The following is a 13,594-nucleotide window of genomic DNA, read 5'->3' as shown; positions in this document are numbered from 1 at the left end:
ATAAGAAACTTTAAAATAAAGTAGTTCTGACGTGACTATGCTTTTCTTAAGCCTTGTGCCACCCATAGATAAATACTTTTTTGCAATGTTGGGTCCCATATGTAAGTGAGGATTACCAAAATATTTAAACCCTCGTTGAAAAGTGGGCTTTTTGTTATTTATAGGGTTCTGTAGATTTTCTGACAAGCTTCTAATTTACATAATGCCTTAACAATTTATAATTTTATCGGTTCTAAAAAGTGAAAATTTCTAAAACTTTTCTTAGTATTATGGGATGTACGTGTTTGATGCTTAGCTCGGCAGCAATCGCGAAAACCAGCTCTAGTGTATATTCGCCTACAAAAGGTGTAATTTGTGACAAATATATTTGTGCTGACAAAAAAGGTGTTTCTAAAAAGCTTACAGCTAAATATTTAGGCACTTATAAAGCGAATAAAGCCTTCTCTCAAGGTGATTTTGATACTTCAGCGTTTACGCTCTCAAACGGTGTGTTCTGTGATACTAAAACAAAACTATGCCATGTCGATCGATACTTTGAGAATGGGCATCGCAGTAAAATTGATAGAAAAATGACAGATAAGCTTTTTAAAAATAAATAATTTTTCTATTGCAGAAATGAGGTAAATATCTCTGATAGATGAGTCTATAAAAGTAAAATTAAATCGCAAAAGACCCCGCTAACTATCGACTAATGGCGGGGTTTTTTATTATTAAGTATTTCTGTAATATCAATTTAATAGTATAGGGTGAAAAAATACTAAATGATCAGGGGTAATAATTAATAAGGGAGGGTTTAGTTTTCGGTAGGATCCTTTCTGATTGGGAAGGAAAAAAGGATCTTTTTATTATTAAGAAAAAACATAATTTTTAGGTGGAATTTAAATAGTGATGTACACAATTAGATATGTTCATCGGAACAACACTTACTATATTGCTTCGAACAATGAAGGAAATTTTATTATTCTTGAGTCACTTGATTCAGAGTTTCGTATGGGCCACCAAATTTCATATGATGGTGAAAAAGTATTTAACCTGACACTAAATGACGAAACGGATGCAGTCATTAAACTTGAGAGTAACGAAAAAGGAGCCTATGAGTACTTACATTCAGTTAAGTAAATAAGCTTTTTTATTCTTAAGTATTTCTGTAAGATCCTTCCGTTGCTTTAAACAACAATAAACCTGAATGATCAGCGCAAAAGTCATAAGGGGAAAGCCTACTTGAAAGAGTAGGCTTTTTTTATTTCTTTATAAAAGCATACTGAGGACTTTATGATCAGGGTAGCTGAGTTATAAAAATTTATTTTTTGCTATGAATGAGCTTAAGTTCCAAATTCTTAAAATCTATAACTTGATTAGAAGAATCAACAAGTTTTAATTTAAGTTCATCATCAGTACTCTTATTAAAAACTTTCACCACATCTTTACCAGCTTCAATAAAATTACCGCCAGACTCAAGCATGGCGAGTAAGACAATATTTAGACTTTTGCCTTTTTTAGTGAGTAAGTATTCTTTACGTTCTCGCTCACCAACTTCTTTATAAATTGATAATTCAAATATTTCTAATTGGATGAGATGCTTTAGACGATTAGATAAAATTTGCTTTGATATGCCTGTATTTTCTAAAAAATCATTAAATTTTGTTACCCCATAGAAGGCTTCTCTTAGCAAGAGGATCGTCCATCTGTCATTCAATATTTCTGTAATTTTGAAGATCCCACATACATCTACTGGAAATTTATGATCTGGAATAATTTGATTTGACATCAGTGGGAGCTCCAATTAGTATGGGTCTATAATTTAGACCTAGCATTAATTCAGGTAGCATTATGCCATTTATAAATATACAAACTATAGAAGGTTTACTAGATAAAGATAGTAAGGCTGAGCTTTTCAAGCGAATTACGGATTTATTTGTAGAAATAGAAGGAAAGGGAAATCCTGCTTTTCGTGAACATGTTTGGATAAGAATTGATGAGCATCCTCCTGAACATTGGCAGTTAGGCAGCTTAAGACCAACAAAGGAAATGATTGAAATAATCACTGCATCAAAGTGATGTTTGTAAAGCCCTATAAATTAGGGCTTTATTTTTATTTAATTACTACAAAAATACAAGATTAGCTAATTTATCGTCTGATTTATCAACTTTTAATCTATTGATAAACATTATTTTCCTTTTCAACCCAAGGGAGTTTTGACAAAATGCAACAAGTCACAATGGTCAATTTGGTTCTTATAAACTTATAGTCTGTTAAGATTGTGCATGATCCCGTTTATTTTTATGTAATTCAAATGTTTGGAAGTAATTTCTAATGGAAACACAATATAAGGTGTTATGTGTCTGTTTAGGAAATATTTGCCGTTCTCCCACGGCTGAAGTGGTTTTTAGACAATATTGTGACGCGCATCAACTCAATGTTATTGTCGATTCAGCTGGAACGAGTAATTATCATCCAAATAAATCGCCTGATCAGCGTAGTCAGTTGCATGCCAAAAAAAGGGGTTATGACCTATCATCTTTACGTGCAAGACAACTTTCAACTCAAGACTTTTTAGAGTTTGATTTGATTTTGGCAATGGATCATCAAAATTTTGAAGATATTCATGACGTGTTGCAAAGAGCCGTTTCCCAATTTGGCGCACATCAAATTCGTGCAAAAGTAGCTTTAATGAGTGAGCATGATCCTGAATACCCACAACAAGCGTTGCCTGATCCTTATTATGGCGGTGCTGATGGTTTTGAACGTGTACTCAATCAATGTGAGTCCAGTAGTTTGGCGTGGGTCAATATTTTAAAAAAACAATTGAATGTTTAAGAATAGGTTTTTCAATACAATGCAAATTCAGAATCAAGTACAGCTTAAGCCATTCAATACTCTAAGTTTAGATGCAACTGTTTCTCACTATACTAAAGTTGGCAGTATTCAAGATATTGAATCAGCTTTAGAGTTTGCTGAGCAGTATCAGTTAAATGTACTTGTATTATCGGGCGGTAGTAATATGTTATTACCGCAGCAGATCAATGCTTTAGTGATTCATCTTGATATTCAGGGAATTGAAGTTTTATCAAACGATGATGATTTTGTGCGGGTTAAAGTTGGCGCAGGCCAAGTCTGGCATGATTTTGTTTTATACAGCACTGAACAGAACTGGTTTGGTTTGCAAAATTTAGCCCTTATTCCAGGTTTAGTTGGTGCTTCACCCGTACAAAACATTGGGGCGTATGGGGTAGAGGTAGGCGAGTTTATTGAGTCAGTACAAGTGTATGACCGTAAATTAAAGCAAACTCAGACAATTTTAGCGGCCGACTGCCATTTCGCTTACCGCCATAGTATTTTTAAAGATGATCCGAACCGTTACATTATCACGCATGTTACTTTTAAATTGCTTAAACAGCCGCACTTAAAACTTAACTACGGCGACTTGAAACAAGCAGTTGGAGACAATCAGACTGCCGAAAATTTACAAAATCAGGTCATCCATATTCGACAAAGTAAACTTCCTGATCCAAAAGAGTATCCTAATGTCGGGAGTTTCTTTAAAAATCCGATTGTTAAACCTCAAGAGTTTGAACGCTTAGTCACACAATTCTCAACAATTCCACATTATCCTCAAGCTAACGGAAACGTTAAAATTGCAGCAGGATGGTTAATTGATCAGGCGGGTTGGAAAGGGAAGCAACTCGATATGGTAGGGATGTTCCATAAACAGGCATTAGTTCTGGTGAATTATGCCAATGCATCTCTAGCTGATGTAAGGAAAACTTATCAGGCTGTACAACATGATGTTGATCAGCTTTTCCATATTATGTTAGAACCAGAGCCTGTGCTTTATAACAGTTTAGGTTTAATTGAAAATCATACGGAATAGTTTTATGCCAAAAGTACACTTAATGGTACGTTTAGTACAAGTAGTCACCGTGCTATTTGTACTATTAGGCTGTTTCGTGGTTTTTTTATATTCGCCATTTTATTCAAAACTTATTGTAGCTGGGCTTAACTATTTTGTACCTGTTGATGTTAATCAAGTCGCTGCTGAGAGCCAGAGACAGGCTGCATTAAGTGAGCATGATAATTTAGAGCCGGGTTCAAATTTATGGATCGCTCGTCAGGCTTATTTAAAACTGACAGAGCAAGCGTTACGTGAAAAAAGAACGTCTGATCTGACCTATATTCAAGAGAATTATAAAGCCTTGCAGCAAATTATTCTTTTAGAAGAAAAGGAGCAGGATTCGGAAGAGCAAGCAGCATCTGTAACGGTTCCTTTAGTCGCTAAAAACTCAGAAATTGATGCCGCAGATGAGGCGAGTAGTCCTGTTGACGAAGCACTTTTTATTAATAGTTCTGAAAATAAAGCGCTTACTGAGCAATATACAGAGTTTTTAGCAAGAAAACCTGTGGTGCCAGAGCACCAGAAAGCTGTTAGTGAACCTGAACAAAAAGTCGAGTATGTGCGTAAAAATCCATTACCTGTACAACCTAAAAAGTTATCAGAGCCTTATGCAATTGTTGTGTTGGGTGGCGGATTAACCTTAGATAAAAATGGTAAGGATATTGTTGTTAATGGCTATACGCGTTTGCGATTAGAAAAAACTTTAGAAGTTGAAAAACAAAATCATCTGCCTATTGTGCTTAGCGGTGTAGAAGCACCTTATATGCAAGCTTGGTTAAAAGAGCGCGGTGTTGATGCAAAGCTATTAGAAAAGCGTAGTATGAATACCTGTGAAAATACCCGTTTTAGCTCTTTATTGCTTCAGAAAAAAGGCGGGGCACCGACAGTCATGTTGGTTACAGATGAATATCATATGCCGCGTACACGCCGACTTTTTGCTTTAAATGGTATAGAAACTATTCCTGTTGTGGCTCCAATGCCAACTCCACTGACACGCTGGCAACCAAGTGTGCAAAATTACGATCATAGCCGCCGTGCAAATTATGAATTACTTGCGACAATTCGTGACATGTTGTTTGGCTCAAGTGATTGTCGAGAGGTTCCTTAATGTCAGATATTCCATTTCTCAATCCTGCCGTATTAAAACAATTAGATTTACCGGTTCCTAATCGTGATCTTACGCCGCAGGTTTTGAGTCCACTTAATTTAAACACATTAGAAGAACCTTCTCGTGATTTGCTGGCCTATCGCAAATTGTATGGTTTACATTTACTTGAATGTGACCATTGGCAAGGCTATGTTCAAATGCCTTTATTCCGTTTGCATGTGCAAGTTTTCAAACCTAAAGTAGAAAAAATACAAGGTACAGTTTGTCTATTGCATGGCTATCTTGAGCATAGCGGTATTTACCAGCCAATTATTCGTGAAATTCTTGAGCAGGGCTTTAGTATCATTACTTATGATTTGCCGGGGCATGGATTAAGTGATGGTTCACCAGCCAGCATTAAAAACTTTGATCATTACCAGCAAGTTTTGATGGCTGTTTATCAATATGTGAAACATGCAGATCAGTTACCTAAACCATGGGTCGGTATTGGTCAAAGTACGGGTGGAGCAATTTGGATGCATCACTTATTAGAATATGCTGAAAAACGCCAAGATCCGATTGTAGATCGTGTACTTTTACTTTCTCCGCTAATTCGCCCCGCAAAAACCGCATGGTGGCATAACCCCGTTGGATTAGGCATTATTCGCCGTATTAAACGTCAAGTGCCAAGGCATTTTAGACGTAATAATCATAATCCTGAATTTTTGCGTTTTATTCGTTTAAAGGATCCTTTGCAACCCCGAATGATGGGCATGGACTGGATTTTGGCCATGTCAAAATGGATGCAAGAAATGGAAGAGCGACCTGCTTGCCGTATCCCAGTCTGGCTTGCACAAGGTGCTCTCGATCAGACGGTTGATTGGCGTTACAACATTGAATTTATTCGTCGTAAATTTAGGCTCCAAACGTTGTTAATGCTTGAAGAAGGCTCTCATCAATTAATTAATGAACGTGCAGATATACGTGCGGCATTAACAGGATTGATTCCAGCCTTTTTGCATGCAAAGCCAAAACATTTTTATTATTAGAAAAATAATGCATCTATCCAAAATTCTAGATAGATGCATTATTTAATCTTTGTAGTTTATTTTGAATTTTGATAAAGCTGCATAAAGTTTTTATAAACCGAAGACTGCTTTTGTGGACTATACATATTGCGCTCGATTGTTCCTTTATCTGTTTTGATTAAAACATTCACATTTTGAGCATTTTTAAATTCTTGTAGGAATTGACTTGGAATAACAAAGTAAGTGGTTGAATGTTTAGGTACTAATCGGCTCACATTTGTCTTTTCAGTGGCTTGAGCTGGTTCGTAACTGAATCGTTTACCATCAATATCAAAGGTCAAAGCGTTAATATCATAAAAGTTATAACTACTACTTAAATGAACATCTACACGAAGCTGATTTTTTTGATTTTCGTTCCATTTAACCAATAAGCTTGGGCATAGTTCAGTTGGTGAGCAGTTTAGTTGACCAGCTGTCTTTACCTCTTTAGGAGCTGGTGTACTAACCTGTGTGGTGCTACACGCTGCAGTAAGTAGACATGAACCCAATAAGAGTAGAGATTTCTTCATCATATAAATTCCAAGATCGTATGTTTAATATTATTTATGTTAAGAGTAATAAATTTTGACATAAATTAACGCGTAGTTGGACCTAAAAATACAAATGGTTTTGCAATTTTAAAGGAAGAGGTGGCATCACCTGCATAGATATGGCTTTGATCAGGTCCTAAATCCAGTCTACGAGTTTTACCATCTTTAAAGTTAATCTTTTTTAAGTCAACCCAAAATACATTTGGTGAGAGAGCGGATTCAAAAAAGTAGAGCATCTGTTTGTGGTCGGCAACAGTTCGCCAGCGAGTCGAAGAGATATTAGGTTCTTCTTGAGTATTTAGCCCATAGGGAACAGATGCATTGCGAATCACACTAAATACAGAGGCTTGTGCTTGTTTTGTATTATCATTTTTAGGAATAGCGTTAATATAAAATGATGCACGTGCAAAGCGATCAGATGCTCTATTCGTACCGGGAAGCATAATCGTTCCGCCAATTTGCTTCCAATATTCAACAAGTGCAAGTTGTTTATCGAAAGTAGGTGAATTGGTCATGACTTGATAGCTTCGGCTATGGTGAATCACTTGTTTTCCACCAATATATTCGATAATTGCGCTATCACCTGTTTTATCAGAAATAGATAAATGTAAGGTGGTGAGCCGTGTTTCACCGGGAACATTGTCGGTAATAATAGTGTAGGGTTCTTTTTCTAAGGCCTTAACGGCTTCATCTACAGTTGCAAAATTATCGAGTACATATTGAGCCCATGCTGCAATACTTAATAAAGGCTTATCTGTCTTTTTTGCATCTGGGTATTCAGACTCTACTAACCATAAAATATTAGCAACCAAACCTGCTTCATTCATTCCATCTGTTGTGGAAACTTCATAACCTGTAGCAATTACACTTCCATATTTCGACGTCCATTTTATTGAATTGGGACCAGCGCTACCGTCACGGCTAACCCCGCTTGGCATAATCCATAAGTTGGTACCTGTATCAACCTTCCAGTCCATTGAGCGAGCAGTAATAATATGTTGATTATTACCTAAATATACGGCACGTGTACAAGCAACAGCATAGCTACTTAAGCCTACAGCGATTGCAACAAAAGAAGAGATGAATGTTTTTTTCAACATGATGAGGTACCTTCTTGTTATAAGCATTAAAAAATTTTTATTAAATAAAATTAAAATGTGTACGTTATTTATACTTTTATATTAGGTGAAAAATCTATTAAATACAAATTAAAAGGGGAGTGAAATTTAAGCAAAAATCACATATTAGGTTTAAATATGGAAGAGCATCACACTATAAAGGTGATGCTCAACTTATAAAAATTAATATAAATTAAAAATGATTGGCATCAGCCATATTCCACATTCGATAGTAGAAATTATCATCGTCATTATTAAGTTCAGATTGTAAAAGTTCACCTTCTTTCAAGAAAAAATGCAACTGAGCATAGTTCTTAATTTCACGGTCATTTACTCGCTGAGCCAAATGATGAGCTTTAATATCAGAAGGATGGCGTAAACCCGCAGCAGCGATCATTTCTGATAATGCATGCAAGGTATTTTTATGAAAATTAAATACTCGTTCTGATTTAGTCGGTACATCAATTGCTTTTTGACGATCTTTGTCTTGAGTCGCTACACCTACAGGGCATTGGTTGGTGTGGCAGCTTTGTGCCTGAATACACCCAACTGCAAACATGAAACCACGTGCTGAATTAACCCAGTCTGCACCGAGTGCAAAAGTGCTAGCGATATCAAAAGCACTAATGATTTTACCACTTGCGCCAATTTTAACTTGATCTCTTAGTCCTGCACCGACAAGAGTATTATGGACAAAGCGTAAGCCCTCTCGTAATGGGGTACCAATATTGTCACTAAACTCAATTGGTGCTGCACCAGTACCACCTTCGGAACCATCTACAACAATAAAGTCAGGAACAATTTTTGTTTCAAGCATTGCTTTAACAATACTCATGAATTGCCAAGGTTGGCCAATACACAGTTTAAAACCAACTGGCTTGCCGCTAGATAATGTTCGCAGCTTCTGTAAGAAATGCATCATTTCAATTGGGGTAGAAAAACTAGAATGCTTAGCAGGAGAAATACAATCATGATCGCGTGAAACGCCACGGATTTGAGCAATTTCTTCGGTAATTTTATGCTTAGGTAAGATACCGCCATGGCCCGGTTTTGCACCTTGTGAAAGCTTTAATTCGATCATTTTGATCTGTGGCAATTGAGATTGTTTAGCAAATTTTTGCTCGTCAAATTTTCCATCTAGGGTACGGCAACCAAAATAACCACTGGCAATTTGCCAAACAATATCTCCACCATTTTCGAGATGATAAGGGCTTAAGCTACCTTCACCAGTATCGTGATAAAACCCACCTAATTGCGCTCCTTTATTGAGTGCTCGAATTGCATTGGCACTTAAACTACCAAAGCTCATGGCAGAGATATTCATAATGGATGCGCTATAGGGTTGAAGGCATTGCGCATTACCCACCTGAATGCGGAAGCTTTTTGGATCAGCTGGTGGGCAAGGGCTTATTGAGTGGACAATAAAGCGGTAATTCTCTTGATAGACATCAATAATTGAGCCAAAAGGTTTATCTGCATTTTCGTTTTTAGCACGTTGATAAACTAAGCTTCGTTGCATGCGAGAAAAAGGTAGAGCATCTTGATCCGCTTCAATAAAGTATTGACGAATTTCGGGGCGTATATCTTCAAACAAAAAACGAAAATGTCCCATAATTGGGTAGTTTCTTAAAATAGAATGTTTATTTTGTAAAACATCATAGAGGCCTAATAGGCTTAAAGCGCCTGTAACTACCCATAAACCATTAAGGAGAGTATCAGAAATAAAATAATAGATACTATGAGGGGTATAGACGGTTCGAAACCATGTGATGCTGAGCGCAGTAAAAATACATAAAAACCAGAGAGAATGGCGTGAAAAGAATGTATTGAGAAATTTATGTCGAATGATTTGTGCTGGACTCGCCATATTGGAACAAATTCCTAATGTTTTACTGATACATACCTTGCCAAGAAGGAACTAAAACCACAAGTATGGAATTGTTAGCTTAAGGACGGTATAACAAAATCCAAAGATTATTGGGTTTGATTTTTCATTTAATTTTTAGAAATAGTTGAGCTAGCAATACATACTTTTTAGTAGTGAAGACCTGCCACTAGTCATTGAAATCTCAAAAAAATTATAAAGATGTGATAAAACACTTAGATTTCTTATTCATAAAGTATTATTTTCTTATTCATTTAAAATATATAGAATAATCAGGTGCTTACTTTTTATTCTTATTTTTTTGACCAAACTTTAAAAAAATATAAAATATGAATGTTGATGGTAAATTTTAACTAATGAAAAATTAAAATTTTTTAGAGAAACTAATAAAAATATAAATGAAATTATCGAAACTTAATAAAAAGAGTGGGGCCAACCATAAAAATTTTTATAATTGAGAAATCAATCAAAATTTTGATTATTAATTGATATTTGGAATGAAACAAATATTAGTGTTTTTGTTGTTTTTTTGTATTATGCGCAACTAGTAGAGTAAAAAAATAACGCTTTGAAAAAACAGTCAGAAGAACTAGTGATTGTGATGGGGAAGGCTAATTTTTACATCTATTAATTTTATTGGCGTAATGTAAAAAGGTTTTTAACCATGAATAAGTCTCTCATTTGTTTATCAGCAATTGCTATGGGTTTAACGTCTATCAATGTTGCAAATGCAGCTAACGCAACCGGTACACTAACTGTTAAAGCAACGATTACAAACAGTTGTGTTCTCAACACTTCTGCAACAGGTACTACGTCAAATGCAATTTTAGACTTTGGTACGTTAAGTTCGCTTGCAAGCAACGTAGATGCAGACACCACAACAACAGGTGGTACTGCAATTAAAGTGTTATGTAACAACACTGTGCCATGGACTTTGGCTTTTGACGCAGGGAAAAATGCTCAATCGACACAACGTCGTATGATTGGTGGGGCGGCTAGCAACGAATACATTCCTTACAACCTTTTCTCAGATACTAACCGTGCAACAGCAATTGGTATTGCAACAACTGCATATAGCGGTACTGGTACTGGTGCAGCACAAACAGTTAACGTCTATGGTCGTATTCCTGCTGGCTCAACTTTACCAAGTGCAGGTAGCTATGTTGACACTGTGACTGTAACAGTGACTTATTAATTTTTAATAAGTTTTATTGCGTCATCGCTAGCTCTTTTTAAAGGAGCTAGCTCAATTTGAGAAAAGTAGTTCTGGGCAAATCATGAAAAAAAATATCTTTGTTGTGACAAGTTTATTATTATTTTTGCCTAGTATGCTAAATGCAGCATCAATCCGCCTTTCACCTGTTAGTGTTGAAATATTGAGTGATCAGGCTGCCTCTTCCATTAGTTTATATAATCAGTCAAATGAAAGCGCTGATTTGCAGGTGCGTGTATTTGAATGGAGACAAAATGCTGGTCAAGATCAGTTAATCCCTACGGATGAGATTGTAATTAGTCCACCATTTTTAAAACTACAGCCTAGTGACTCTTATAACTTACGTGTAGTTAGAATTAACCCAGAACTTATTTCTGGTGAAAAAACTTATCGTATTATTATTGATGAGTTACCAAAACCAATTGATAGTCGTAAAGCTGATCAAGGGGTTAACGTACTACTACGTTCGTCATTACCTGTATTTGTAGTGAATAAAGATGCGATTACTAAACTGAATTGGTCAATACAACAAGAACAAAATAACGCTTATCTCACCATAAGTAATGTTGGTAATCGACATGCGCTTTTAAATAACTTAATACTTGTGGATACAACAGCAAATAAAAGCTATACCATTAAAGTAAATACCGTGAATGGTTATATTCTTGCTGGGAAAGCGAGAAATTTTAATATTAGTCCTGATTTTAAATTTCAAGCAGGTCATAAATATAATATTTTATTAAATATTAACGGTAAGCAAACATCTCTTTAAAGAGGCACATATGAAATATATCGTAAGTGCCTTATGTGTTATGTACTTGCCGATTCATGCCGCTGCTGAATCATTACAAGATAGTACCAATGCTGTCTTACCAAGTATTCCCGAAGTTCCGAATTCTGCTCATCAGGCATTTGGTTCTGATCAGGGATATGTACAGCTATTTTTAAATATTTCTGTTAATTCAAATGTTTCTAAAGATTTAATATCGGTACGGCAGGATCAAGATAGAAAATTATATATCCGCTCTCGTGATTTAAAAACTTTAAGACTAAAAATGGGTGAACATATCCCAGATAATCAGTGGGTGTGTATTAATGATCTAAACGGAATCCAGTTTAAATATCTCGAAAATGAGCAATCTCTAAACTTAAAAGTTCCGCCGAACATGTTAACGGGTTACTCAGTTGACTTAAATGGCCAGCAGATCACTAGCCCGAATTTGCTAAAGATGAAACCCTTAAACGCGGCTATTCTGAATTACAGCCTGTATAACACCATAACCAATGATGAGAATGTTTTCTCAGGTACGGCAGAAGGGATCTTTAACAGCGCAATCGGTAACTTTTCTTCAGGCGTTTTATATAACGGTAGTAATGAAAATAGTTATAGCCATGAAAAGTGGGTACGACTGGAAAGTAAGTGGCAATATGTCGACCCTGAAAAGATCAGGATATATACCCTAGGGGATTTTATTTCTAATAGCCCAGACTGGGGCAGTAGTGTCCGTCTTGCCGGTTTTCAGTGGTCGAGTGCTTATAGTCAACGCGGTGATATTGTCACTTCGGCACTCCCGCAATTCTCAGGCTCGGCAGCACTGCCTTCAACGCTAGATTTATATGTCAATCAGCAAAAGATTTATTCGGGGTTAGTGCCATCAGGTCCATTTGATATTAAACAGCTCCCGTTTATTTCGGGAAATGAAGTCACACTGGTGACTACCGATGCAACGGGACAGCAGAGCATTACCAAAAAGCCGTACTATTTTTCATCGAAGATTCTGGCAAAAGGCATAAATGAGTTTTCAGTAGATGTGGGTATGCCACGCTACAACTATGGGCTTTATTCAAATGATTATGATGATGTCACTTTTGCCTCAGGTGCGATCCGATATGGCTACAACAATTCACTGACCTTAAGTGGCGGTGCAGAGGCTTCAACAGATGGTCTGTCGAATCTCGGCACAGGATTTGCCAAGAATGTTTTGGGTATTGGCGTGATCAATGCTGACATTGCAGCGAGCCAATATAAAGATGAAAACGGCTATTCTGCCTTGCTGGGTTTAGAAGGACGCATCAGTAAAAATATTTCATTTAACACCAGTTACCGCAAAGTATTTGATAACTATTTTGACCTTGCCCGTGTATCTCAAGTGAGATATTTAAAAGATAACCAGATCAATGCCGAGTCACAGAACTACCTGAACTACAGCGCATTGGCAGATGAGATTTTCAGGGCAGGGATTAACTATAACTTTTATGCAGGCTATGGGGTTTATCTGGGTTATAACCAGATTAAATATAGTGACAACTCTTACAAGTTACTGTCTAGCAATTTAAGTGGAAGTCTGGACAAGAACTGGGGCTTTTATGCGTCAGCTTATAAAGATTATGAAAACCATAAGGACTATGGCATTTATTTTGCGCTGCGATATACCCCGTCCAGTAGAGTGAATGCGATCACGAGTGTATCTAGTGACAGCGGTAGCCTACGGTACCGCCAAGAAATATTCGGTTTGTCAGAACCCCAAATTGGTTCATTTGGCTGGGGTGGCTATGTTGAGCGAGATCAGGATGCAAAAGAAAACAATGCATCGGTCTATGCATCTTACCGAGCACGAGCAGCTTACCTGACGGGACGTTATAACCGATTTGGCGACAACGATCAGGTTGCACTTTCGGCGACAGGATCATTGGTTGCGGCGGCGGGACGTATCTTTGCGGCCAATGAAATTGGAGAGGGCTATGCGGTTGTAACTAATGCCGGGCCACAAAGCCAAATT

14 protein-coding genes are annotated in these 13,594 nt (G+C 36.7%); 10 read left to right on the top strand and 4 right to left on the bottom strand.

The annotated features are described in order from the left end of the window. The first annotated feature begins 269 nt into the window (after positions 1–269). Both MKL51_RS17330 and MKL51_RS17325 read left to right on the top strand, forming a co-directional pair. Positions 270–599 carry a YcgJ family protein gene (locus MKL51_RS17330; protein WP_029767006.1) on the top strand — a complete coding sequence of 110 codons (330 nt, stop codon included), beginning with the start codon at positions 270–272 and terminating at the stop codon, positions 597–599. Between the two features lie 289 nt (positions 600–888). Next, positions 889–1,119 carry a hypothetical protein gene (locus MKL51_RS17325; RefSeq protein ID WP_005068773.1) on the top strand — a complete coding sequence of 77 codons (231 nt, stop codon included), beginning with the start codon at positions 889–891 and terminating at the stop codon, positions 1,117–1,119. Between the two features lie 181 nt (positions 1,120–1,300). Here MKL51_RS17325 and MKL51_RS17320 read toward each other — a convergent pair whose 3' ends face one another. Further along, positions 1,301–1,768 (bottom strand): winged helix-turn-helix transcriptional regulator, encoded by a 468-nt coding sequence (locus tag MKL51_RS17320; RefSeq protein ID WP_017480922.1) that lies wholly within the window; start codon positions 1,766–1,768, stop codon positions 1,301–1,303. Between the two features lie 62 nt (positions 1,769–1,830). Between MKL51_RS17320 and MKL51_RS17315 the strand changes: the two genes are divergently transcribed. The 5 genes from MKL51_RS17315 to MKL51_RS17295 all read left to right on the top strand — a co-directional run bounded on the left by MKL51_RS17315 (position 1,831) and on the right by MKL51_RS17295 (position 6,029). Next, complete coding sequence (locus tag MKL51_RS17315; RefSeq protein WP_032007406.1) at positions 1,831–2,058, top strand: tautomerase family protein; 228 nt, start codon at positions 1,831–1,833, stop codon at positions 2,056–2,058. A gap of 256 nt (positions 2,059–2,314) precedes the next feature. Next, positions 2,315–2,818: a low molecular weight protein-tyrosine-phosphatase gene (locus MKL51_RS17310; RefSeq protein WP_270904372.1), complete on the top strand. Its 504-nt coding sequence runs from the start codon at positions 2,315–2,317 to the stop codon at positions 2,816–2,818. A 19-nt stretch (positions 2,819–2,837) separates the two neighbouring features. Then, on the top strand, positions 2,838–3,872 hold the full coding sequence (gene murB / locus MKL51_RS17305) for a UDP-N-acetylmuramate dehydrogenase (RefSeq protein ID WP_017480924.1): 1,035 nt from the start codon (positions 2,838–2,840) through the stop codon (positions 3,870–3,872). Between the two features lie 4 nt (positions 3,873–3,876). Then, the gene (locus tag MKL51_RS17300) at positions 3,877–5,001 is read left to right on the top strand and encodes a YdcF family protein (protein WP_002115205.1); all 1,125 of its coding nucleotides are present in this window, start codon (positions 3,877–3,879) and stop codon (positions 4,999–5,001) included. Continuing rightward, entirely contained in the window at positions 5,001–6,029 is a 1,029-nt protein-coding gene (locus tag MKL51_RS17295) for an alpha/beta hydrolase (RefSeq protein WP_002115207.1), read from the top strand. The genes MKL51_RS17300 and MKL51_RS17295 overlap by 1 nt, the downstream gene beginning before the upstream one ends. A 56-nt stretch (positions 6,030–6,085) precedes the next feature. On the opposite strand, the gene MKL51_RS17290 is transcribed toward MKL51_RS17295, so the two are convergent. The 3 genes from MKL51_RS17290 to MKL51_RS17280 all read right to left on the bottom strand — a co-directional run bounded on the left by MKL51_RS17290 (position 6,086) and on the right by MKL51_RS17280 (position 9,583). Next, the gene (locus MKL51_RS17290; RefSeq protein ID WP_017480925.1) at positions 6,086–6,580 is read right to left on the bottom strand and encodes a hypothetical protein; all 495 of its coding nucleotides are present in this window, start codon (positions 6,578–6,580) and stop codon (positions 6,086–6,088) included. A gap of 62 nt (positions 6,581–6,642) precedes the next feature. After that, positions 6,643–7,698 (bottom strand): linear amide C-N hydrolase, encoded by a 1,056-nt coding sequence (locus tag MKL51_RS17285; protein WP_017387349.1) that lies wholly within the window; start codon positions 7,696–7,698, stop codon positions 6,643–6,645. 211 nt (positions 7,699–7,909) lie between these two features. After that, positions 7,910–9,583 carry an FMN-binding glutamate synthase family protein gene (locus MKL51_RS17280; protein WP_017480927.1) on the bottom strand — a complete coding sequence of 558 codons (1,674 nt, stop codon included), beginning with the start codon at positions 9,581–9,583 and terminating at the stop codon, positions 7,910–7,912. Positions 9,584–10,265: 682 nt separating this feature from the next. Between MKL51_RS17280 and MKL51_RS17275 the strand changes: the two genes are divergently transcribed. From MKL51_RS17275 to MKL51_RS17265, 3 genes are all read left to right on the top strand, one after another. Then, positions 10,266–10,796 (top strand): Csu type fimbrial protein, encoded by a 531-nt coding sequence (locus tag MKL51_RS17275; RefSeq protein WP_005068793.1) that lies wholly within the window; start codon positions 10,266–10,268, stop codon positions 10,794–10,796. Positions 10,797–10,878: 82 nt separating this feature from the next. Next, on the top strand, positions 10,879–11,586 hold the full coding sequence (locus tag MKL51_RS17270; protein ID WP_002115167.1) for a fimbrial biogenesis chaperone: 708 nt from the start codon (positions 10,879–10,881) through the stop codon (positions 11,584–11,586). A 40-nt stretch (positions 11,587–11,626) separates the two neighbouring features. Next, the coding region (locus tag MKL51_RS17265) for a fimbria/pilus outer membrane usher protein (RefSeq protein WP_270904375.1) at positions 11,627–13,594 on the top strand (1,968 nt) is incomplete at its 3' end.

Origin of the sequence: Acinetobacter sp. AOR18_HL (assembly GCF_027855145.1) — a bacterium.
GTDB lineage: Bacteria > Pseudomonadota > Gammaproteobacteria > Pseudomonadales > Moraxellaceae > Acinetobacter > Acinetobacter pittii.
This window is presented reverse-complemented; position numbering and strand designations above follow the sequence as displayed.

Coding starts and splice junctions, on each gene's coding strand:
- MKL51_RS17330 (WP_029767006.1), top strand. CDS start 270: ATGGGATGTACGTGTTTGATGCTTAGCTCGGCAGCAATCGCGAAAACC.
- MKL51_RS17325 (WP_005068773.1), top strand. CDS start 889: ATGTACACAATTAGATATGTTCATCGGAACAACACTTACTATATTGCT.
- MKL51_RS17320 (WP_017480922.1), bottom strand. CDS start 1,768: ATGTCAAATCAAATTATTCCAGATCATAAATTTCCAGTAGATGTATGT.
- MKL51_RS17315 (WP_032007406.1), top strand. CDS start 1,831: ATGCCATTTATAAATATACAAACTATAGAAGGTTTACTAGATAAAGAT.
- MKL51_RS17310 (WP_270904372.1), top strand. CDS start 2,315: ATGGAAACACAATATAAGGTGTTATGTGTCTGTTTAGGAAATATTTGC.
- murB (WP_017480924.1), top strand. CDS start 2,838: ATGCAAATTCAGAATCAAGTACAGCTTAAGCCATTCAATACTCTAAGT.
- MKL51_RS17300 (WP_002115205.1), top strand. CDS start 3,877: ATGCCAAAAGTACACTTAATGGTACGTTTAGTACAAGTAGTCACCGTG.
- MKL51_RS17295 (WP_002115207.1), top strand. CDS start 5,001: ATGTCAGATATTCCATTTCTCAATCCTGCCGTATTAAAACAATTAGAT.
- MKL51_RS17290 (WP_017480925.1), bottom strand. CDS start 6,580: ATGATGAAGAAATCTCTACTCTTATTGGGTTCATGTCTACTTACTGCA.
- MKL51_RS17285 (WP_017387349.1), bottom strand. CDS start 7,698: ATGTTGAAAAAAACATTCATCTCTTCTTTTGTTGCAATCGCTGTAGGC.
- MKL51_RS17280 (WP_017480927.1), bottom strand. CDS start 9,583: ATGGCGAGTCCAGCACAAATCATTCGACATAAATTTCTCAATACATTC.
- MKL51_RS17275 (WP_005068793.1), top strand. CDS start 10,266: ATGAATAAGTCTCTCATTTGTTTATCAGCAATTGCTATGGGTTTAACG.
- MKL51_RS17270 (WP_002115167.1), top strand. CDS start 10,879: ATGAAAAAAAATATCTTTGTTGTGACAAGTTTATTATTATTTTTGCCT.